The organism is Pseudomonas sp. GXZC (genome assembly GCF_026967615.1).
GTDB lineage: Bacteria > Pseudomonadota > Gammaproteobacteria > Pseudomonadales > Pseudomonadaceae > Aquipseudomonas > Aquipseudomonas azotoformans_A.
On sequence record NZ_CP114115.1, the window covers coordinates 5,196,794 to 5,216,483 of the forward strand.

The following is a 19,690-nucleotide window of genomic DNA, read 5'->3' on the forward strand; positions in this document are numbered from 1 at the left end:
CTAATAATGAAAAAAGTAATGCTCAAGACCACACTTAGCCTCGCCGTTGCCATGGCATCCTCCCACCTGTTCGCAAGCGGTTTCGCACTGAACGAACAGAGCGTCAGCGGGATGGGTACGGGTTTCGCAGGTCGCTCTTCTTCTGCCGATGATGCAAGCACTGTTTACGGTAACCCTGCCGGTATGTCTCGCCTGAGTGGCCAGCAAATCACCGGTGGTGTCGCTGCGATTGATGCTTCGACCGATATCAAAGATGCAAGCGGCCGCCCAAGCGGCTCCAACAAAGGTGACATGGTTCCGTTCACCGCGGTGCCATTTGGTTTCTACACCAACAAACTCAATGACCAGTGGGCTATCGGCTTCGGCGTTTATGCTCCGTTCGGCCTGGTGACCGACTACGAAAGCGGCTTCCAGGGCCGTGGGTTCGGCAGCAAGAGCGAAGTGAAGGTCATGACCTTCCAGCCAACTGTCAGCTATGCGTTCAACGACCGGGTATCCATTGGCTTTGGTCCGACGATCAACCGTATTTCCGGTGTGCTCGAGTCGGATAAAACACTGGTGATTGGCGCCCCGTTCGGCGACACCAACGTCAAGATCAAGGGTGACGATACTGCGCTGGGCTTCAATTTTGGCGTATTGGTCCAAGCGACCGACACCACCCGCGTCGGCCTGACCTACCACTCGAAGGTCAAGTACAAGCTGGAAGGACACACTACCGTCAGCGGCCCGGCCCAAACTCAAACGGCCCTGCGTAACAACCGTTACGATGCCTCCTTGAAAATCGACACCCCAGAATCCTATGACCTGTCGGTGACGCAAGACCTGACTGACGCATGGAAACTGTACGGCGGTGCGACCTGGACACGCTGGAGCCGCCTGAAAGAAATCACCGTCAAAAACGAAGGCGTGACTGCCGTAAACGGTGGTGGCTTGGCCCCAAGCCGAATCAGCAACATCACCGAAGAGCAAAACTGGCATGACACCTGGGCTTACGCCGTGGGTACTTCGTACCAGTTGACCAAGCAGGTAGTGCTGCGTACCGGCCTGACCTTCGACCAGTCGCCAACCAACAACAAAGATCGCTCGCCCCGTATTCCTACCGGCGACCGTACGATCTTCAGCGTGGGTCTTGGCTACAAAGTGATGGATAACATGACCGTCGACCTGGCTTACTCCTACCTCAAGGAAGAAGACGTCAAGGTCAACAACACCTCCCTTCCGTCGAACTACCAAGCCAAATACCAAAACAGCGCCAACGGTTTCGGCCTGGGCATGACTTACACCTTCTGATCCAGACCGGTGTAAAAAAGCCCCGCTCTCCTGCAAAGGAGGCGGGGCTTTTTAATGGCTGACGATCAAGGCTTGGACGCTATCGCCTCCTCCACCGCCTTGATCATGTCCGGACTGTCCGGCTTGGTAAGGCTGGAAAAATTGGCAATCACCTTGCCCTGCCGATCCACCACGTACTTGTAGAAATTCCACTTCGGCGGCGCGTCGGTCTGCTGCGCCAATACCTTGAACAGGTGCACCGCATCCGGTCCCTTGACCTTCTGTGGCTCGGTCATGGTGAAGGTCACGCCGTAATTCACGTAGCAGACCTTGGCGGTTTCTTCGCCGGTCTTGGCTTCCTGCTTGAAGTCATCTGACGGCACGCCGATCACTTCCAGGCCTTCGCCCTTGTAACGCTGGTACAAGGCTTCGAGGCTTTTGAATTGTGGAGCGAACCCGCAAAAGCTGGCGGTGTTGACGATGACCAAGGGCTTGCCGGCGAAGCGCTGGCACAGGTCGATGGATTCCTTGGCGCGCAGCTTGGGCAATTGGCCTTCCAACAGCGGCGGGCAACTGGCGGCCATGGCGGCAGTGCCAATGGCCATCAGGACGGGTACAGCGAGCCAGCGCATCTGCATGTCGTGTGTCCTTGAAATTATTCAGACCACGAACTTAACAGATCGACATGCCCAGTTGCATCAATGCCAGCCCGCCGTTTTGCCAGCCCCACCAGGCCAGCAACATCAAAACCAACGCTGCGGCGAATATCACACCGCGTATCGCTATGTTCATGCCGCCTCCATCTGTGCCTGCAATCGCGCCACTGGCCGCTCGCGTACCGGCCAATTCAGGGCCGCGGCGAGCAGGCTCAACAGGATCGCCACCTGCCAGATCAAATCGTAATTGCCGGTTCGATCATAGACCACCCCGCCCAACCAGCCGCCCAGGAACGAACCGAGCTGGTGGAAAAGGAACACGATCCCACCGAGCATGGAGAGGTTTCGTACACCAAACAACGTTGCGACGGTACCGTTGGTCAGCGGCACGGTGGACAGCCACAGGAAGCCCATCGCCATACCGAACAGGTAGGCCGTGACTTCGGTGACCGGCGCCCACAGGAACAACACGATCACCACTGCGCGCAGCAGGTACAGCCCGGTCAGCAAACGCGGCTTGGACATGCGCCCACCGAGCCAGCCGGCGGTGTAGGTGCCGAAGATATTGAACAGGCCAATCAGCGCCAGCACCGTGGTGCCAACGGTGGCCGGCAAGTGCTGGTCCACCAGGTAGGCTGGCAAATGCACGCCGATAAACACCACCTGGAAACCGCAGACAAAAAAGCCGAAGGCCAACAGCCAGAAACCGGAATGGGAACAGGCTTCCTTCAAGGCTTCGCGCAAGGTTTGCTGACCGGCCAGCACCGGCAATGGACGATCCTTGAGCATGGCGACCAGCGGCAGAATCAGTGCCACCATCAGCCCCAGCGCCAACAGTGCTGCGGACCAGCCTAACCAACTGATCAAACCCAGGGTGCCCGGCACCATGGCGAACTGACCGAACGAACCTGCAGCACTCGCGATGCCCATGGCCATGCTGCGTTTTTCCGGCGCCACGGCCCGGCCCACCACGCCGAGAATCACCGAGAACGACGTGCCGGACAGGCCGATACCAATCAGCAGGCCCGCACTGAGGGAGAGCGACCACGCCGAATCGGACATACCCATCAACACCAGGCCCGCCGCGTAAAGGACGCCGCCGACAAACACCGCTTTAGTCGCACCAAAACGGTCGGCCAGGGCGCCGGTGAACGGCTGCGCCAGGCCCCAAATAAGATTCTGCAAGGCAATGGCAAAGGCGAAGGTCTCACGGCCCCAGCCGAATTCGCTGCTCATCGGCGCCAGGAACAGGCCAAAACCGTGCCGCACGCCCAACGACAACGCCAGGATCAGCGCACTCCCTACAAGAATCCATCCACTGGTGCGCCACATCGAGGTCATTTCTTATTCTCCGCTCGCGGGTATATACCCGCTTGTATTCGAACCAACCCACGCTCAGGCGAGTTCGTCCAGCAAGGCCAACAAGGTTTCGCGTTTTTCCGCGCCGAGTTGATCGATCAATTTCTGCTGCGCCGCTTCCCAGGCGGGTAATGCCGCGGCCAGTCGTGCTTCGCCGTCCTCAGTCAACATTACCAGGCGGTTGCGCAGGTCATCGCCTTCCACCAACCGCACCAGGCCCTCGCCTTCCAGCACCCGCAGGTTACGCCCCAACGTGCTGCGATCCAGGCCCATCGCTTCCGCCAGGCTGGAAATGCTCGGCTGATCGAGGCGCTGCAGGTTACACAGCAAAGAATACTGGGCGACGTTGATCCCGAAGCCATCAAGAGCGCCGTCGTAATGCCTGCTGACGCCACGGGCGGCACGTCGCAGGTTGGTACACAAACATTGGGAGGCAAGCATGGAAGGTGTATATACCCGCGATTGAGGGAATGCAAGAAAGTGTTACAGCGCCAGGCCAACCAGAACCGCGACTTCCAGCAGCTCCAGCAAGGCGCCAGCGGTATCACCCGTGGTGCCGCCCAGGCGATTGACCATCAAATGGCGCAGCCCGATAAAGCAGATCGCAGCGAGCAATACAGCCATCCCACCGCTGAAGCCACCGATAAGAATGCAGGCCAAACCGCTGAGGATCAGTACCTGTTGGCCGACGATTCTCGGTAAATGATCCGACAATGCCTGACCCAATCCACCAGCACGCACATAGCGCGTGGTGAGAAACAGCGCCAGCATCGAGGCGCGGCCGATCAGCGGCGCCAGGATCATTGCGGCGCCGTTGCGCTGCTCGATCAAGGCCACCAACGCGGTGAACTTGAGCAGCAGCACCAACCCGAGCGTGACCACGGCAATCGGACCGCTGCGGGGGTCCTTCATGATCGTCAGTGTGCGCTCGCGGTCGCCAAAACCGCCGAGCCAGGCATCGGCGCTGTCCGCCAAGCCGTCCAGGTGCAGGCCACCACTGAGCAACACCCAGGCCGTCAGCAACAATGCGGCATGCAGCAGCAACGGGGCGCCCATCAATACCGAATTCAAGCCCCACAACAGCACGCCGAACAACAACCCCACCAACGGATAAAACAGCAGTGAGCGTCCCAACTCCTGAGGCTGCGGCATACCCGGCAGGCGAATCGGCAGGCTGCTGAGAAATTGCAGGGCGATCCAGAAGGGCAGCATGTCTACACGCCTTCCGTCAGTGTGCCGTCAGCATCGACGTGCAGGCTGAACAACCCGCCATGGCCCACTTCGACATTCAACAGTTGCTCCCTTGGCAGACCACGCGCTCGCGCCAGTAACAGACGCATCACTCCGCCATGACTGATCAACAGCACACGCTCACCGGCATAGGCCTGATGCAAGCGTGCGACAGCGCCCAGGACCCGGTCGGAAAAGGCGCTGACAGGCTCCCCTTCCGGTGGCGTAAAGCTGTAGGGGTCAGCCCAGAACAACCCCAGCCCTTCGGCGTCGGTCTCCATCAAGGCCGCTGCACTGTGCCCTTCCCAGGCACCGAAGTGCAGCTCTTGCAGATCTTTTTCCAGGCTCACCGGCAGCTTGAGTTGAGCCCCCAATTCCTCGGCAAACCGCGCGCAGCGTTGCAGCGGCGAGCTGACCAGACGGTCCCACGGCCCCTGCGCCACCACGGCCGCGCGCATCTGCGCCCAGCCGTTGGCGGTGAGAGCATCGTCCAGGCTGCCGCGCAGGCCGCCGCCCAGCTCGGTTTCACCGTGGCGCAGCAAGTCCAGGCGCAAGGTCATGCCGGGCGATCTGCCACAGCCGCTTCGGCGAAGGTTGCCATCTGCCCGTGCAACGCACAGGCCAGGCGCAACAACGGAACCGCAATCGCCGCGCCGCTGCCTTCGCCCAGGCGCAGGCCCAGTTCCAGCAGCGGCTGTGCGTCGAGACTTTGCAACACATGGCGATGACCCGGCTCGGCGCCGCGATGGCCGAACACCAGCCAGTCACGGCAGGCCGGATTCAAACGTGTCGCGACCAGCGCCGCGACGCTGCAGATAAAGCCATCCACCAATACCACGATGCCTTCCTGCGCGCAGGCCAGGTACGCGCCCACCAGCGCGGCAATTTCAAAGCCGCCCAGATTGAACAGCGTCTGCAACGCATCACCACGCTGGCCGGCGTGCAGCGCCAGGGCGCGCTCGATCACGGCCACTTTGTGGCTGACGCCTTGGGCGTTCAACCCCGTCCCCGGCCCAGTGAGGTCACTGACCGGGCAATCGAGCAAGGCACACGCCAACGCACTGGCGGCGGTGGTGTTGCCGATGCCCATCTCGCCGCCGATAAACAGCTGCGCCCCACCTGCCAACGCACGCCGCGCGCTGTCGCGACCGGCTTGCAGGGCGAGTTGCCCTTGGGCCTCAGTCATCGCCGGGCCGTTGACGAAATTGGCGGTGCCCGCACCGATATTCAGGTGACGCACACCGGGCAGGTCCAGGGACGGCGTGACCGTGCCGAGGTCGACCACTTCCAACTGCGCGTCCAACTGCCGCGCCAACACACTGATGGCGGCGCCACCGCTGACAAAGTTGTGCAACATCTGCCCGGTCACTGCCTGGGGAAACGCCGACACACCTTCCGCGACCACGCCATGGTCACCGGCAAAGATGGCGATCCACACGTGATCCACCAACGGTTTGACCTGGCCCTGCAAGCCCGCCAATTGCACCGCCAGCGCCTCCAACTGCCCGAGGGAGCCGGCCGGCTTGGTCAATTGCTGCTGGCGAGCCAGGGCGTGTTCGTACGCTTGAGCGTCAATCGCCTTACAAGGGTTGAGCCACCAGGTGTCAGTCATAACGCAGTACCTTTCAAAGTCAGGGGCAGGCCGGCGACCGTCAGGACAACACGCTGACAGCGCTCGGCCAAGGCTTGATGCAGCCAACCGGCTTCATCCACATAGCGGCGAGTCAATTCGCCCAGCGGCACGACACCCAGACCGGTCTCGTTGCTGACAAAAATGATTTCACCCGGCAGCGTGGCCAGGGTTTCCAACAGTTGATCGCGTTCGGACGCCAGGCGATCAGCGTCTTCAAGCATCAGCAGATTGGTCAGCCACAGGGTCAGGCAATCCACCAGCAAACACTGTGCAGGCGCCGCGTTTTCGCGCAGCACGCGATCCAGTTCGACGGGTTCTTCGATGAGGCCCCAATGCTCGGGTCGACGCTGGCGATGCAGCGCGACGCGCTCATTCATCTCACCATCCAACGGTTGGCTGGTGGCGATGTAAGTGACGGGCAAACCACTGTCGCTGGCGAGTTTTTCGGCGAGGCGACTTTTGCCGGAACGGGCACCGCCGAGGATCAGTTGAAGCATGGGATGGCACCTTGATTTGGCTGAAATGTATCGGCCATCAGGCCGCCTTCGCGAGCAAGCCCGCTCCCACATTGGCACCGCGTACTCACCGTCAAACCCCACACAGCTTGCGTAACAAATCGGTATCCAAGTGGTTCTCCACCAAATCCGCCAAGCGCTCGATATCGCGCTCACGCAAAGCGTGGTAATCCACAGATTGCACATCCTGCAACCCCGCCCAACGCAGCAAAGCGCTACACGCCGCCGGGCTTTCAAACAAACCATGCAGATAGGTCCCGAGAATTTGCCCATCAGCACTTTGCGCGCCATCCCGGCGACCGTCTTCCAGGATCACAGCAGCATTCGACAACGCATCCCCCGTCGTCACGCCCGCATGAATCTCATAGCCGCTGACTTCAGCATCCTCCAGCAACAGACGCCCACGTACATTACGCAACTGCTTCTCTTCTTCCAGCGTAGTGCTGAACGCCAGCAGCCCCAGGCCATCGCTGGAACCGGCAGCCCCTTCCAGGCCCAACGGGTCATGCACCTGCTCGCCAAGCATCTGCAACCCCCCACAAATACCCAGCACCTTGCCGCCATAGCGCAAGTGCCGCGCCACGGCGGTATCCCAGCCGTTGGCGCGCAAGTACGCCAAGTCGCTGCGCACGCTTTTCGAGCCGGGGAGGATGATCAGGTCGGCAGCCGGGATCGGCTGGCCTGGCCCGATAAATTGCAGATCCACTTGGGGATGCAGGCGCAGTGGGTCGAAATCCGTGTGGTTGCTGATGCGCGGCAACACCGGCACCACCACCTTGAGTACCTGGGCTGCCTTGTCGATCTGGCGCCTGTCGATGCCGTCTTCAGCTTCCAGATGCAGGTCCATCACATAGGGCAACACGCCGACCACCGGTTTGCCGGTGCGCGCTTCCAGCCAGTCCAGGCCGGGTTGCAACAGCGCGACGTCACCGCGAAAACGATTGATGATAAAGCCTTTGACCCGCGCCTGCTCCGTGGGCGACAGCAGTTCCAGAGTGCCGACCAGATGGGCAAACACGCCGCCGCGATTGATATCGGCGATCAGCAACACCGGGCAATCCACCGCCTCGGCGAAGCCCATGTTGGCGATGTCATTGGCGCGCAGGTTGATCTCCGCCGGGGAGCCCGCGCCTTCCACCATCACCACCGGGTAGGCCTGGCTCAGCCGGGCGTGGGAGGCCAGCACCGCCTGCATCGCGATGGCTTTGTAGTCGTGATAGGCCACCGCGTTCATGCTGGTGACGGCGCGGCCGTGGATGATCACTTGGGAGCCGGTGTCGCTGTTGGGCTTGAGCAACACCGGGTTCATGTCGGTGTGCGGCGCCAGGTGGGCAGCCTGGGCCTGCACGGCCTGGGCACGGCCGATCTCGCCGCCTTCGGCGGTCACGGCGCTGTTGAGCGCCATGTTCTGCGGCTTGAACGGCGCCACCGCCACGCCCTGACGGACCAACCAGCGGCACAGCGCGGTCACCAAGGTACTTTTGCCGGCGTCGGAGGTGGTGCCTTGCACCATCAGCGTACTCATGTGGCGTCCTTATAGGCGACCAGGGCTTGGTCCAGCCGCAGCCAGTCGGCCTCGGTGTCGGGTAGGCCAAAGCGCAGGCTGCTGTCGTGGACAAACAGCCGCAGCAGGATGCCGCGCTGGGCCATGAATTCGTGCATGCGTTCGGCGTGGGGCGTGATCAGCCATTGAAACAACGCGCAGCCGCCCTGGGGCTGGAAGCCGTGGCGCTCCAGCAAGGCGAACAAACGCTGGCCGGCCTCGATGCACCGCATGCGTTGCCGCGCATGCCCGGCCGTGTCGCGCAGGCATACCTGGCCCAATACCCGCGTCGGCCCGCTGACCGCCCAGGGGCCGACCTGTTCGGCCAGCAACTTGAGCAGTTTGCGCTCGGCCAACACAAAACCCAGCCGCACCCCGGCCAGGCCGAAGAATTTGCCGAACGAGCGCAACACGATCAGGCCAACCTGATGGGCCTGGCCCGCCAGGCTCAGTTGAGGGGTGACGTCCATGAAGGCTTCGTCCACCACCAGCCAGCCGCCGCGCTGGGCCAGCCGCGAGTGCCAGTCCAGCAAGCGTTGCGGGGTCAGGCTCAGGCCGGTGGGATTGTTGGGGTTGACCACCACCAGCACGTCGAGGCCATCGAGAAAGAAGTCGACTTCCTGCTCCTGCACTTCGCGCACCACGTAGCCGGCACGACGCCAAGCTTCGGCGTGCTCGGCATAACACGGCGACAGCACGCCGACTTTGCCCGCGCGGCGCAGGCGTGGCAGCAACTGGATAGCCGCCTGGGAACCGGGCACCGGTAACAGGTGCGCAGCGCCGTAGTATTCGCTGGCGGCCTGCTCCAGGCCATCGTCGGTTTCTGGCAGGCGCGCCCAGGCCCGCAGCGGGATCTCGGGGATCGGCCAGGGCCAGGGCGCGAGGCCGCTGGACAAGTCGAGCCAATCGGCCTCGGCAATCCCGTACTGAATCGCCGCCTTACGCAGCCGGCCACCGTGCTCAAGCATAGAATTGCGCCCCCGCGCATAGGATCAGCAGCCACAACCATACGCCGCGCTGCACCAGTTGCCAGCCTCGGTCGATGGAATCGGCATCCGCCGGAGGGCCTTCGCCCAGTTGCGGACGCTGGTGCACTTCGCCGTGATAGATCGCGGCGCCGCCCAACTCCACGCCCAGGGCGCCAGCACCGGCCGCCATGACCGGGCCGGCGTTAGGGCTGTCCCAGGTCGGGCCCTGGGTGCGCCAGCATTTGAGCGCCAGGCGCGTCTTGCCCAGTACGGCGTAGGTCAACGCCACCAGGCGTGCAGGAATGTAGTTCAGCACATCATCGATCTTTGCCGCCGCCCAGCCGAAACGCTCGAAACGTTCGTTGCGATAGCCCCACATGGCGTCGAGGGTGTTGCTCAGGCGATAAAGCACCACGCCTGGCACACCCGCGACGACAAACCAGAAAATCGCAGCAAACACCGCATCGCTGCCGTTTTCCAGCACCGACTCGGTGGCGGCGCGGGCGACTTCGGTGCGGTCCAGTTCACTGGTCTGACGGCTCACCAGGTAGCTCACGCGCTTGCGTGCTTCCTCAAGGTCATCACTGCGCAAGGCTTGGGCCACCGGGATCACATGCTCACCGAGACTGCGCATGCCAAGGGCGCAATACAGCGCCAGAATCTCCAATACCCAGCCGATGTAAGGTGCCCAGGATAACGCCGTGGCCAGCAGGGTCAGTGGCACCACGGCGATAAACCACGCGGTCACGCCATGGCTGCGCCAGCCGCGGCCACCGGTATTGAAACGTTGCTCGATGCGCCCGGCGAAATTGCCGAACGCCACCAGCGGATGCCAGCGCCTGGGTTCGCCCAGCAGCGCATCCAGCGCGACTGCAGCGACACACAGCAAGGCCACACTCATTGACTCACTCCCCACCCATTCTCATACAACATGTCACTCAGCGGCCGAGGCTCGGTCCAGCCCTCGAGTTGCAACATCGGTGCCGGGTAGAACTCGGCCACCGGCCCCAGACACAGCACCGCCAAGGGTTTCGCGCCGGGCGGTAAACCCAGCAGATCGGCCAGGGCCTGGGGCTCGAACAGCGAGACCCAGCCCATGCCCAGCCCTTCGACACGGGCTGCCAGCCACAGATTCTGGATAGCACAGGACAATGACGCCATGTCCATTTCCGGCAAGGTGCGCCGGCCGAAAATATGCCGCTCGCGATCATCCATCAACGCCGCCACCAGCACTTCGGCGCAGTCGTGAATGCCTTCGACCTTGAGCTTCATAAACTCGTCGGAACGCTCGCCCAGGGCTTCGGCGGTGCGTACGCGTTCTTCTTCCACCAACTGCTGAATCTGCTCACGTAATGGGCGGTCGCTGATGCGGATAAAACGCCAGGGCTGCATCAGGCCCACGCTGGGTGCCTGGTGCGCGGCCTGGAGCAGGCGGTGGAGCAATTCGGGGGCGACGGTGCCGCCGCTGAAATGGCGCATGTCGCGGCGTTCGGCGATGGCGCGGTAGACGGCGTCGCGGTCGGCCTGGGGGAAGGCGTTGTCGCTCATAGTGCTGGATCGGGCGCGAACAATGCGGCCACCGCCTGGGGATTCGAGGGGAAATAGAAGTGTACGTAGGACGCCGTCATCCGCCCCTGCCGATAAACCGCCTCGGCACCGCGCCCGCCATTGGGGCTCAGGCCACGGGCAATCGGCTGCCATTCGGTGGTGGTCAGCGAGTGGTGATAGGTATGGCCGCGCAGTGTGCCTTCGGGCAATTCGACATTTTGCAGCGCCAAGGCCGCGAGTTTCTTCTGCATCACGGCATCGCCTTGCAGCAGGCCCACCAGTTCGGCGCGAGTGCCGTCGACATCGGTCAGCGAGTCCAGCAGGTAGAGCATGCCGCCGCATTCGGCGAGCAGCGGTTTGCCGGCGGCATGATGAGCACGGATGGCGTCGAGCATCGGGGTATTTTGCGACAGCGCCTGGTGGTGCAGTTCCGGGTAACCACCGGGCAGATAGAGGCTGTCGGCGTCCGGCAATTGGCGATCGTGGATCGGCGAGAAGAACTTCAGCTCAGCGCCCATTGCCCGCAACAGGTCAAGGCTCGCGCCGTAGGTGAACGCGAAGGCTTCGTCGCGGGCCACAGCGATGCGTACGCCGTTAAGCAGTGGCTCGGCGTCGATCACTTCAGGCGCGGCAAAGGTGACCGGCGGCGGCAAAGCGACTTCGCAACTGCTACCCAGCGCTTGAGCGGCGGCATCCAGGCGTACATCAAGGTCATTCAGTTCGCTTGCCTGCACCAAACCCAGGTGACGGCTAGGCAGCTCGATACCGGTCTCGCGAGACAGCGCGCCGTACCAACGCAGGCCTTCGGTGAGGCTGCCTTCAAGCAATTGCGCATGGCGCAGGGTGCCGACGCGGTTGGCCAGCACGCCGGCGAACGGCAAGTCCGGCTGATAACGCGCCAGACCCAGGGCCAACGCGCCAAAGGTCTGGGCCATGGCGGTGCCATCGATCACACCAAGCACCGGCACACCAAAGTGTCGCGCCAGGTCGGCGCTGGACGGCGTGCCGTCGAACAGACCCATCACGCCTTCGATCAAGATCAGGTCCGCCTCCCCCGCCGCCTCCCACAGCAAGCGGCGACTTTCCTGCTCGCCCACCATCCACATGTCCAATTGATACACCGGCGCACCGCTGGCGCGTTCGTGGATCATCGGGTCGAGGAAGTCCGGGCCGCATTTGAACACGCGCACCTTGCGCCCCAGGTTGCGGTGCAAGCGGGCCAGTGCGGCGGTGACGGTGGTTTTGCCCTGGCCGGACGCCGGTGCGGCGATCAGGACGGCCGGGCAATGACGGGGATGATTCAAAGTTCGACGCCCTTCTGTGCCTTGATACCGGCCTGGAACGCGTGCTTGAGCATGCCCATTTCGGTGACGGTGTCGCCCATTTCGATCAGTTCAGGCTTGGCGCCACGGCCGGTGACCACCACGTGTTGCATCGGCGGGCGGGCTTGCAGGTCGCTGAGCACCTGGTCCAGGTCGAGGTAGCCATGCTTGAGGGCGATGTTCAGCTCATCCAGTACGACCAGGCCGATGGACGGGTCTTGCAGCAGCTCGCGGGAAACCGCCCAGGCGGCTTCGGCGGCGGCGATGTCGCGCTGGCGATCCTGGGTTTCCCAGGTGAAGCCTTCGCCCATGACGTGGAAACGTACTTGCTCGGGGAAACGGCGGAAGAACAACTCTTCCCCCGTACTGTTGCGCCCCTTGATGAACTGCACCACACCGCACTGCATGCCGTGGCCCATGGCCCGGGCCAGCATGCCGAACGCGGAGCTGCTCTTGCCTTTGCCGTTGCCGGTCAGCACCAGCAGCAGGCCGCACTCGTTGGGGGAATTGGCGATGCGTTCATCGATCACGGCTTTTTTGCGCAGCATGCGCGCCAGATGGCGTTCGTCGCGGTCGGGGGAATCGGTCATGGCAGCTCTCCGTTGGGGCTGGACAAAAACGGCGGGCAGGAAAAAGAAAAAACAGACAGCCAAGCATCGCCCACCGTGATGCTGTTGGATGTTGCAGGCCGGTCTCCGGGCTCATGAGTGGCGTGCGCCTTATAGAGGCGCAGACCGACGCTGCGCCTTCCCATATCGCGAGCGATACAGTGGCAAAAGGCAGCGTCTTGACTCATTTACCGTTGCGGGGGCAGCGCCGGAATCGCGGCGGCACTGTGTACAAGTGCGCTCACTCACCGGCTTCCCTGTTTCACTCGGTCGACCCATGGGTCACAGAGCACCTGGAACAAGCGGCGAAGGGTAGTAGGTTGAGGGGCGAGCTGCAAGCTTCAAGCAGATAGCTGCAAGCAGGTATCCCCTCCTTGCAGCTTGAAGCTTGAAACTTGCCGCTGCTTCTTACGGATTACGCGCCAGATTCCCTGGCAATACGCGCTTGGCGCTCAAGTAAGCATTCTGCCAATACGCCTTGGACAAGGTGTCCAGCTTCACCGTACCGCCGGTTTGCGGTGCATGCACAAAGCGGCCTTCGCCGACGTAGATCCCGGCGTGGCTGACCTGTGAACCGCCGCCTGTAGCGAAGAACAACAAGTCTCCGGTCTGCAGATTCTGCTCGCTGACATCCTGGGCGCGCATCACGATCAGCTCGCGGGTGGTACGCGGCAGGGAGATGCCGGCAGCATCGCGGAAGACAAACCCGATCAGGCCGCTGCAATCAAACCCGGAGTCCGGTGTGTTGCCGCCCCAACGATAAGGTGTGCCGACCAGGCCCAGCGCGCGGAAGAGCACATCTTCGGCCGCAGGCGAGAAATTCTGGGTGGAGTAGTTGAACACCGGCTTGGGCTTGACGGCTACAGGCGCGGGCGGCGGGCGGCTTGCGCAGGCGCTGAGCAGCGCGGCGCAAAGAATAAGGATCAGGCGGGCCGAGGTCGACATGGGCAGAACAATCCTGGTCTGGATGCGGCTTTCGCTGCCGAACGCTGAAAACCAGAACGCGCAAGCAAAGCTCGCGCGAACGGATTACAACAATGTCCAGGGATTCTAGCGCTTACACGTCAAACTTCAAGTATCACTTTAAGTTTACTTGCTAGCGGTAACCGTCGTCGGGGCCATGGCGAGTGCGCGCTTGGCTTCGATGAAGGTTTTGCTCCAGTAGCTGTCACCCAGGTTATCGACCCGGACACCGCCACTGCGACGGCTGCTGGAGTGGATAAACTGGTTATCGCCCAGGTAGATACCGGCATGGCTTACACGACCACGACCCGCTGTACTGAAGAAAAGCAGATCACCGGGCTTGAGGTTGTTGCGTGCGACCAACGGTGCATCCACGTTGATCATTTCGCGGGTGGAGCGTGGCAAGTTCATGCCAGCTTCTTCGCGAAACAGGTAGCCGATGAAACCGCTGCAGTCGAAACCGGCTTCAGAGGTGCCGCCGAAGCGGTAACGGGTACCGATCAGGGACATGCCGCGTTCGAGGATGCTGTCGGCCAGAACGGGCAGCTGGTAAGGCTTGCTGCCATTGAAATTGGCCAGTTCTTTTTCCGTTGCCAGCTCTTCTTCATAAACAGAAGCAGACTGTGCAGCAACGAATTTTGCCTGATTTTGAACCTGTGGTTTTTGCTGTTCTGCCACCTGTTGAGGGTGGGAGGCGCAACCAAACAACAGGGTAACGAGTGCGAGGGGCACGAGGGGTGCGAAGCGATTTAGCATGGGCACGACCGTGGCTGATATGTAAAGAAGACGAGACTATGCCCTCTATCACATCGATTTGCAAATTCAATCGTGATCTATGTGACTTCTTGTTTGGACTATGACATCTAAGCCCTTAACACCCTATATCTGCCTTTTGCGTAGCCAAACCGGCTCAAACGCAGGTTTTCTGGCGCCTGGAATTTGCCGAAAGCCGCGAGAACAGCGGGCCGGCTACCAGCCGAGGGTTTCTTTCAAAAAGGGAATGGTCAGCTTGCGCTGGGCCTGCAAGGAGGCTTGGTCGAGCTGTTCAAGCAGATCGAACAACGCGCTCATGCTGCGCGTGCCGCGGGTGAGGATGAAATGCCCCACTTCGTCGGTGAGGTGCAGGCCGCGACGGGATGCACGCAATTGCAAGGCACGCAATTTGTCTTCATCGGACAGCGGGCGCATCTGGAAGATCAGCGCCAGGGTCATGCGCGACTTGAGGTCGGCCAGCTTGATCGGTAACTCACGTGGCGAGGTGGATGCGGCAATCAGCAGGCGCCGACCGCTGTCACGCAAGCGGTTGAACAGGTGGAACAGCGCCTCTTCCCACTCCGCCTTGCCGGCGATGGCTTGCAGATCGTCCAGACACACCAGCTCGTACTGCTCAAGATGGTCGAAGATGCCGATACCGCGATCCATCAACTCCGCCAGGGGCAGGTAAACCGCCGGCTCGCCCATCTGCTCGAACCGCAGGCACGCGGCCTGCAGCAGGTGGGTACGCCCTACGCCGTGCTTGCCCCACAGATAGATCAGGCTTTCGGTCCACCCGGCGTCGGCTTCGCAGAGCCGCTCGACATAGCCGAGTGCAGCGGCATTGGCGCCTGGGTAGTAGTTGATAAAGGTGGCGTCGTCACGCAGACGCACACCCAAGGGCAGCTGAATCGGTTTCATGCTGACTGAACGGCTCCAAACGAACCGTTAGTGGCCTCTGTGTAAAGTTTGCAAAGTTTATACCCGTGACGCCGGGCGCACAATGCAACAGACCCCAAGCAAAATCAAAGGTTTGCGTTAACTTGTTGGATTTACGCAGATTGTTTGACGCACTGGCTCCAGAAACAACAAACCCGGCCTGGGCCGGGTTTGTGGCAGAGTGATTACAGATCGGGGTCTTCAACCCCCGTGTACACCTCCGAATCCTTATACAAATCGTGTACATGGCGCACCAGCACCATGATCACCGCCGCCACCGGCAGCGCGAGCAGAATGCCAGTGAAGCCGAACAACTCACCGCCCGCCAGGATCGCAAAGATCACCGCCACAGGGTGCAAACCGATTCGATCACCCACCAGCAACGGCGTCAGCACCATGCCTTCCAAGGCCTGGCCGACCATAAACACCGCCACGATCCCCAGCATCGGGTACAGGTCACCGCCGAACTGGAACAACCCCGCCACCAACGCCGCGCCGATACCAATCACAAAGCCCATATAAGGCACGATGGCGGCGAGACCGGCGATCAGGCCGATCAACAGGCCCAGTTCCAGGCCGATGGCCATCAGGCCAGCGGCGTAGATAATCCCCAGTGCCAACATCACCAGCAACTGCCCTCGCACGAATGCGCCGAGCACCTCATGGCATTCCTCGGCCAGAGAGACAATGCGCTCCTCACGATTACGCGGCAGCAGGCTGCGAATCTTGGCCATCATGATGTCCCAGTCGCGCAGCAGGTAGAACGCCACCACCGGGATCAGCACCAGGTTGGTCAACCAGCCAATCAACGCCAGGCTGGAGGCCGTCGCCTGGCTGAGGACCACACCGACGATATCGGTGGTCTGGCCCATATGCTCGCTGATCGCCGCCTTGACCTTGTCGAACTTCCAGAAACCATCCGCCAACCCAAACTTGGCCTGGGCCCACGGCATCGCCGTGTGTTGCAGCCAGTCGAGCATCTGCGGCGCCAGTTCATACAGGCGGAACAGTTGTTTGGCCAGCATCGGCACCAGCACCAGCACCAGCGCCGTGATGATCAGGGTAAACAGGGCGAATACCGCCACCACGCCCCAGGTGCGCGACAACCCGGCCTTCTCCAGGCGATCCACCACCGGATCGAATAGATAGGCCAGCAGCAACGCGACCAAGAACGGCGTCAGGATCGAATGCAGCAGGAACACAAAAACGCACAGCAGGACAATCCCGCCAAGCCACACCCAACGACGCGTATCCGCCATAAACCACTCCACCTATATAAAGAAGAAAACTGCTACCAACGAAAACGCAGTTGCGCCTGAGGTTCGGGCGCGACCGCTGGCTGCGTGCCATCCACTACGGGTTGCTGGACCGGCACTTCACCTGCTGGAATTTCCTGCAACTTGGCCAGGCTCAACTGGGTACGTAATTGATCGGCACTGCCATTGACGCGGTACACGATGCGATTGCCGTCCACGAGTTGTGGCTGAGCGCCAAAAGGTTCAAGCAGATGACCGAGTGCGGCGTAACGCTCCAGGGTCATGCCCTGTACTTCCAGCAGTTGTTCGGTACTCACGCCGGGTTTGACCGCAAAGCGTGGCGCGAGCTTTTGGCTGACCGCCAGCATCACCGCGTCGGCCACAGCGCCGGTGTCGGCCCCTTGCGCGGTGCCCTGCTCGCTCTTGTCGCCCAGCCACAAACGCCATTTGGCTTGCCATTGGCTGCCTTCCTGGCGCGCATGCACGGCCAGCAAGGCGTCGGCGCCATAACGCTCGGAGGCGGCGCGCAGCGGTGTGGCGTCAGCACTTTCCAGGTTCGGTGCGGTGGCGACGACCTGCTCATCCAGGTCGCCCAGGGGCAAGCGCAACGGCAAGCCACGGTGTTGCGCGGCACGGCGCAACGCTTGGGCGACGGTCTGGCCATCGCCCACTAGACTGCTGCCTTCGGTGGAATCGTTCAGCCACCAGCCGAGGATCGACGGCCGATTGCTGCCCCAGATCGACAAGCCCGCTTCGCGCAGGACGCGATCAGTGCTCACCGGATCGAAATCCACTTGCAGGCTTTCCGGCGGGCCGGCGTCGTAGCCATATTGGCTGATGATTTGTTGCGGATCTTTACGAACGGCCGCCAGGCCCGGGCCGTCGGCGGCCTTGGCGTCGCCGGTCAGGCGGATCACCAGGGTCTGCACGGCGCGCTGGGTCGCCTGGTCACGCTCTTGGGGCGACTGGCTGCTGACGGGTTCGAGTACTTGATAGAGGCCATTGAGGGTTTCGGCATGACTCGCCAGGCTGACCAACGACAAGCAGCCTACAAAGAAGAATTTACACAGACGCATGGAAGATTCCCGAACGACAAATTTAGCGGCTGGAACAGACCGCGTGAACTCGGTTTGCCAAGGCTGTGACCACGGCGACCGGTAAAACATTCACAGGGTCTTGGTAAGTTTTCGTACTGTCACAACGCTAGCGCCGTAAAGGCTATACCTTAATACGCGCCAAAGCAGACCCGATTAGCATTTTTTTAACACCATATACCCCTGCCCGTCGGCCCGAGGATGGCCGCTGCCCCTCAAGCCTGATAAAATCGCGCGCCTTCGCAGACCGTCAACGGCGTGGCCTTTATAAAAGCCCCCGCCCGCTCGGTCGTTACCCCTGAATCCCCCCTAAAGGCCTGGATCATGAGCAAGCAACCCTCCCTGAGCTACAAGGACGCCGGTGTAGACATCGACGCCGGTGAAGCATTGGTCGAACGCATCAAGAGCGTCGCCAAGCGCACTGCGCGCCCCGAAGTCATGGGTGGCCTGGGCGGTTTTGGCGCCCTCTGCGAAATCCCGGCCGGCTACAAGCAGCCTGTACTGGTTTCCGGCACCGATGGTGTGGGCACCAAGCTGCGCCTGGCATTGAACCTGAACAAACACGACACCATCGGCATCGACCTGGTTGCCATGTGCGTCAACGACCTGGTGGTGTGCGGCGCCGAGCCGTTGTTCTTCCTGGACTACTACGCTACCGGCAAGCTGAACGTCGACACCGCTGCACAAGTGGTGACTGGTATCGGCGCGGGCTGCGAACTGTCGGGTTGCTCCCTGGTCGGCGGCGAAACCGCAGAAATGCCAGGCATGTACGAAGGCGAAGACTACGACCTGGCCGGCTTCTGCGTCGGCGTCGTGGAAAAAGCCGAAATCATCGACGGCTCCAAGGTTGCCGCCGGTGACGCCCTGCTGGCCTTGCCTTCTTCCGGCCCGCACTCCAACGGTTACTCGCTGATCCGCAAGATCATCGAAGTATCCGGCGCCGAGATCGAGAACACCCAACTCGATGGCAAGCCGCTGACCGACCTGCTGATGGCCCCGACCCGCATCTACGTCAAGCCTCTGCTCAAATTGATCAAGGACACTGGCGCCGTCAAGGCCATGGCCCACATCACCGGTGGCGGCTTGCTGGACAACATCCCGCGCGTCCTGCCAAAAGGCGCCCAGGCGATCGTCGACGTGGCCAGCTGGCAGCGCCCTGCGGTATTCGACTGGCTGCAAGAGAAAGGCAACGTCGATGAAACCGAGATGCACCGCGTGCTGAACTGCGGCGTGGGCATGGTCATCTGCGTGGCGCAAGAGCACGTTGAAACCGCGCTGAACGTACTGCGTGAAGCGGGCGAGCAGCCTTGGGTCATCGGTCAGATCGCCACTGCCGCCGAAGGCGCGGCTCAGGTTGAACTGAAGAACCTCAAGGCTCACTGATGCCTGAGACCTGTGATGTCGTGGTGCTGCTTTCCGGCACCGGCAGTAACTTGCAGGCCCTGATCGACAGCATGCGCACCGGCGACAGCCCGGTGCGCATCGCTGCGGTGATCTCCAACCGCAGCGACGCCTACGGCCTGCAACGCGCCAGGGACGCGGGTATCGATACCCGCTCGCTGGATCACAAGGCTTTCGAAGGTCGCGAGGCCTTCGACAGCGCCTTGATCGAACTGATCGACGCCTTCAACCCCAAACTCGTGGTACTCGCCGGCTTCATGCGCATCCTCAGTGCTGATTTCGTGCGGCATTACGAAGGGCGCCTGCTCAATATCCACCCTTCCCTGCTGCCCAAATACAAAGGCATGCACACGCACCAGCGCGCGCTCGATGCCGGCGACAGCGAACACGGCTGCAGCGTGCACTTTGTCACCGAGGAACTCGATGGCGGGCCTCTGGTCGTACAGGCAGTGGTTCCGGTAGAGTCTGACGACTCGGCGCAGACGCTTGCGCAACGGGTTCACACCCAGGAACACAGGATTTACCCGCTGGCAGTTCGCTGGTTTGCCGAGGGGCGGTTGATTCTTGGTGACCAGGGTGCATTATTGGACGGTCAGTTACTTGCGGCCAGCGGCCACTTGATTCGAACCTAGG

At 61.7% G+C, this 19,690-nt stretch carries 21 protein-coding genes and 1 riboswitch; of the genes, 3 read left to right on the plus strand and 18 right to left on the minus strand.

What is annotated here, in order from left to right; genetic code table 11:
- The first annotated feature begins 6 nt into the window (after window positions 1-6).
- Window positions 7-1,290 (plus strand): OmpP1/FadL family transporter, encoded by a 1,284-nt coding sequence (locus tag OZ428_RS24390; protein WP_269131580.1) that lies wholly within the window; start codon window positions 7-9, stop codon window positions 1,288-1,290.
- Window positions 1,291-1,355: 65 nt separating this feature from the next.
- On the opposite strand, the gene OZ428_RS24395 is transcribed toward OZ428_RS24390, so the two are convergent.
- The 18 genes from OZ428_RS24395 to OZ428_RS24480 form a co-directional block, all read right to left on the minus strand.
- Entirely contained in the window at window positions 1,356-1,907 is a 552-nt protein-coding gene (locus tag OZ428_RS24395) for a glutathione peroxidase (RefSeq protein WP_177112142.1), read from the minus strand.
- Between the two features lie 150 nt (window positions 1,908-2,057).
- The gene (locus tag OZ428_RS24400) at window positions 2,058-3,257 is read right to left on the minus strand and encodes an MFS transporter (RefSeq protein ID WP_161630248.1); all 1,200 of its coding nucleotides are present in this window, start codon (window positions 3,255-3,257) and stop codon (window positions 2,058-2,060) included.
- A 63-nt stretch (window positions 3,258-3,320) separates the two neighbouring features.
- On the minus strand, window positions 3,321-3,725 hold the full coding sequence (locus OZ428_RS24405; RefSeq protein WP_038847945.1) for a MarR family winged helix-turn-helix transcriptional regulator: 405 nt from the start codon (window positions 3,723-3,725) through the stop codon (window positions 3,321-3,323).
- A gap of 42 nt (window positions 3,726-3,767) precedes the next feature.
- Window positions 3,768-4,496 (minus strand): adenosylcobinamide-GDP ribazoletransferase, encoded by a 729-nt coding sequence (locus tag OZ428_RS24410; protein ID WP_269131581.1) that lies wholly within the window; start codon window positions 4,494-4,496, stop codon window positions 3,768-3,770.
- Between the two features lie 2 nt (window positions 4,497-4,498).
- Entirely contained in the window at window positions 4,499-5,074 is a 576-nt protein-coding gene (gene cobC, locus OZ428_RS24415) for an alpha-ribazole phosphatase family protein (RefSeq protein ID WP_269131582.1), read from the minus strand.
- Complete coding sequence (gene cobT, locus OZ428_RS24420; protein ID WP_269131583.1) at window positions 5,071-6,126, minus strand: nicotinate-nucleotide--dimethylbenzimidazole phosphoribosyltransferase; 1,056 nt, start codon at window positions 6,124-6,126, stop codon at window positions 5,071-5,073. Before cobT ends, cobC begins: the two co-directional genes overlap by 4 nt.
- The gene (gene cobU, locus OZ428_RS24425) at window positions 6,123-6,644 is read right to left on the minus strand and encodes a bifunctional adenosylcobinamide kinase/adenosylcobinamide-phosphate guanylyltransferase (protein ID WP_269131584.1); all 522 of its coding nucleotides are present in this window, start codon (window positions 6,642-6,644) and stop codon (window positions 6,123-6,125) included. Before cobU ends, cobT begins: the two co-directional genes overlap by 4 nt.
- Before the next feature lie 91 nt (window positions 6,645-6,735).
- Window positions 6,736-8,187 (minus strand): cobyric acid synthase, encoded by a 1,452-nt coding sequence (locus tag OZ428_RS24430; protein WP_269131585.1) that lies wholly within the window; start codon window positions 8,185-8,187, stop codon window positions 6,736-6,738.
- The gene (gene cobD, locus OZ428_RS24435) at window positions 8,184-9,173 is read right to left on the minus strand and encodes a threonine-phosphate decarboxylase CobD (RefSeq protein WP_269131586.1); all 990 of its coding nucleotides are present in this window, start codon (window positions 9,171-9,173) and stop codon (window positions 8,184-8,186) included. The genes OZ428_RS24430 and cobD overlap by 4 nt, the downstream gene beginning before the upstream one ends.
- Complete coding sequence (gene cbiB, locus OZ428_RS24440) at window positions 9,166-10,074, minus strand: adenosylcobinamide-phosphate synthase CbiB (protein WP_033900697.1); 909 nt, start codon at window positions 10,072-10,074, stop codon at window positions 9,166-9,168. The genes cobD and cbiB overlap by 8 nt, the downstream gene beginning before the upstream one ends.
- Window positions 10,071-10,721 (minus strand): 5,6-dimethylbenzimidazole synthase, encoded by a 651-nt coding sequence (bluB, locus tag OZ428_RS24445; protein WP_269131587.1) that lies wholly within the window; start codon window positions 10,719-10,721, stop codon window positions 10,071-10,073. Before bluB ends, cbiB begins: the two co-directional genes overlap by 4 nt.
- Window positions 10,718-12,025, minus strand: coding sequence for a cobyrinate a,c-diamide synthase (locus OZ428_RS24450; RefSeq protein WP_269131588.1), 1,308 nt, complete (start codon window positions 12,023-12,025; stop codon window positions 10,718-10,720). Before OZ428_RS24450 ends, bluB begins: the two co-directional genes overlap by 4 nt.
- Window positions 12,022-12,633 (minus strand): cob(I)yrinic acid a,c-diamide adenosyltransferase, encoded by a 612-nt coding sequence (gene cobO, locus OZ428_RS24455; protein ID WP_010208674.1) that lies wholly within the window; start codon window positions 12,631-12,633, stop codon window positions 12,022-12,024. Before cobO ends, OZ428_RS24450 begins: the two co-directional genes overlap by 4 nt.
- A 79-nt stretch (window positions 12,634-12,712) precedes the next feature.
- Window positions 12,713-12,963, minus strand: a riboswitch (cobalamin riboswitch).
- A 96-nt stretch (window positions 12,964-13,059) separates the two neighbouring features.
- The gene (locus OZ428_RS24460) at window positions 13,060-13,596 is read right to left on the minus strand and encodes a C40 family peptidase (RefSeq protein WP_028617370.1); all 537 of its coding nucleotides are present in this window, start codon (window positions 13,594-13,596) and stop codon (window positions 13,060-13,062) included.
- 144 nt (window positions 13,597-13,740) lie between these two features.
- Window positions 13,741-14,370, minus strand: coding sequence for a C40 family peptidase (locus OZ428_RS24465; protein ID WP_033900694.1), 630 nt, complete (start codon window positions 14,368-14,370; stop codon window positions 13,741-13,743).
- 213 nt (window positions 14,371-14,583) lie between these two features.
- A complete protein-coding gene (hda, locus tag OZ428_RS24470; RefSeq protein ID WP_010208669.1) occupies window positions 14,584-15,288 on the minus strand; it encodes a DnaA regulatory inactivator Hda in 705 nt (234 codons plus the stop codon).
- Window positions 15,289-15,491: 203 nt separating this feature from the next.
- Window positions 15,492-16,565, minus strand: coding sequence for an AI-2E family transporter (locus tag OZ428_RS24475; protein ID WP_269131589.1), 1,074 nt, complete (start codon window positions 16,563-16,565; stop codon window positions 15,492-15,494).
- A gap of 32 nt (window positions 16,566-16,597) precedes the next feature.
- The gene (locus OZ428_RS24480) at window positions 16,598-17,638 is read right to left on the minus strand and encodes a DUF2066 domain-containing protein (protein WP_269131590.1); all 1,041 of its coding nucleotides are present in this window, start codon (window positions 17,636-17,638) and stop codon (window positions 16,598-16,600) included.
- 342 nt (window positions 17,639-17,980) lie between these two features.
- Here OZ428_RS24480 and purM point away from each other — a divergent pair, with 342 nt between their 5' ends.
- Together purM and purN are read left to right on the plus strand one after the other, a co-directional pair.
- Window positions 17,981-19,039 carry a phosphoribosylformylglycinamidine cyclo-ligase gene (gene purM / locus OZ428_RS24485; RefSeq protein WP_016976515.1) on the plus strand — a complete coding sequence of 353 codons (1,059 nt, stop codon included), beginning with the start codon at window positions 17,981-17,983 and terminating at the stop codon, window positions 19,037-19,039.
- A complete protein-coding gene (gene purN / locus OZ428_RS24490; RefSeq protein ID WP_038847697.1) occupies window positions 19,039-19,689 on the plus strand; it encodes a phosphoribosylglycinamide formyltransferase in 651 nt (216 codons plus the stop codon). The genes purM and purN overlap by 1 nt, the downstream gene beginning before the upstream one ends.
- Window position 19,690: the final 1 nt, after the last annotated feature.